The sequence below is a fragment of the Micromonospora sp. NPDC003776 genome, from assembly GCF_053605645.1.
The window spans coordinates 1-1236 of record NZ_JBSGJR010000962.1; the positions used below are offsets into that span (position 1 = coordinate 1).

General features: G+C 77.3%; 3 protein-coding genes. 1 reads left to right on the forward strand and 2 read right to left on the reverse strand.

What is annotated here, in order from left to right; all coding sequences use genetic code 11:
• Positions 1-126 precede the first annotated feature (126 nt).
• On the forward strand, positions 127-525 hold the full coding sequence (locus ACWEVO_RS36720; RefSeq protein ID WP_452311979.1) for an NUDIX hydrolase: 399 nt from the start codon (positions 127-129) through the stop codon (positions 523-525).
• Between the two features lie 19 nt (positions 526-544).
• Here ACWEVO_RS36720 and ACWEVO_RS36725 read toward each other — a convergent pair whose 3' ends face one another.
• Positions 545-910, reverse strand: a complete 366-nt coding sequence (locus ACWEVO_RS36725; protein ID WP_452311980.1) for a hypothetical protein — start codon at positions 908-910, stop codon at positions 545-547.
• Between the two features lie 89 nt (positions 911-999).
• The coding region (locus ACWEVO_RS36730; protein ID WP_452311981.1) for a hypothetical protein at positions 1000-1236 on the reverse strand (237 nt) is incomplete at its 5' end.

Consider the following 1236-nt stretch of genomic DNA (forward strand, 5'->3'; position numbering starts at 1 on the left):
GGTCGCCGTACGTTCCCCGGCCGGCCGCCGCGCGGGCCCTGGCAGTGGCGCGGCGCCCCGATCGGCGGCTGACCGGGCGCCGCCGACTATGGTGAGGCCGCAGCCGAGCGGGGGGAGCGGGGCGACGTGCGCGAGATCGACAAGGTGGCCTGGATCCGGATCGAGGACGGCCGGGTCCTGAGCACCCGCTCGCGCGGCAAGGACGTCTGGTACCTGCCCGGCGGCAAGCGGGAAGCCGGCGAGACCGACCTGGAGACGCTGGTCCGGGAGATCGGCGAGGAGCTGGACGTGGCGATCGTGCCGGAGTCGGTGCAGCCGGCCGGCACCTTCTCCGCCCAGGCGCACGGGCACGCCGCCGGGACACTGGTACGGCTGACCTGCTACGCGGCCGACTACCGGGGCACCCTGCGGCCGGCGAGCGAGATCGCTGAGCTGGCCTGGCTCGGCTACCATGACCGGCCCCGGGTCTCCCCGGTCGACCAGCTCATCTTCGACCACCTGCAGGCCCGCGGCGCGCTGACCTGACCGGCCCGGCGCGGCCGGCTCAACCGGCGGGCCGCCGGCGGTACCGGCGTACCGTCGCGGTGACGCCGGCGGCCACGGCGGTGAGCACCCCGATCAGCTGGACGGCCTGGCCGGCCGCCACCGCGGCGCCCGCCTCGCCGGTGAGGTTGCCCCAGCCGGTGGGGCTGATCGCCCAGCCGACCGCGACGAACAGCCCGAGGAACGCGCCGACCGCCGGGGCCCAGCAGATCCGGGTCAGCCCGACGAAGAGGGCGCCGGCCAGCAGGATGACGATGCCCGGCGGGATCGCGACGGGGAACTCGACCCCCGCCGCCCACATGACCGCGATGCCGATCGCGCCGACGACCAGCCCCAGTACGGTGAACAGACGCGGTGTGTCTCGCATGGACGCAGCATCCGCCGGCGGACACCGGCGGGGCGTCGGCGCGGCGACGGCATCTCCGGTACGCCCCCGGGCGTAGCCGGGCCGGTCCGCTACGTCGGGCGGCGTACCGGGGGCAGCAGCCGGGCCAGGGCGCGCAACGCGGTGCGGACGGTCTCCTCGTCGGCGCTGAGGCTGACCCGCAGCCCGGGCGGCACCCCCCGGCGCGCGGCGAACTCGTCCACCCCGGCCACCGCCACGCCCCGCCGACGGGCGAGCGCGGTGACCGGCTCGGCGTCGTGGTCGAGGCGGACCCAGGCGAACGGCGCCGGCCCGTCGGCCGCCACCCG

Bases quoted from the DNA above. Each gene is read 5' to 3' on its own strand.
- ACWEVO_RS36725 (WP_452311980.1), bottom strand. From the start codon at position 910: ATGCGAGACACACCGCGTCTGTTCACCGTACTGGGGCTGGTCGTCGGC.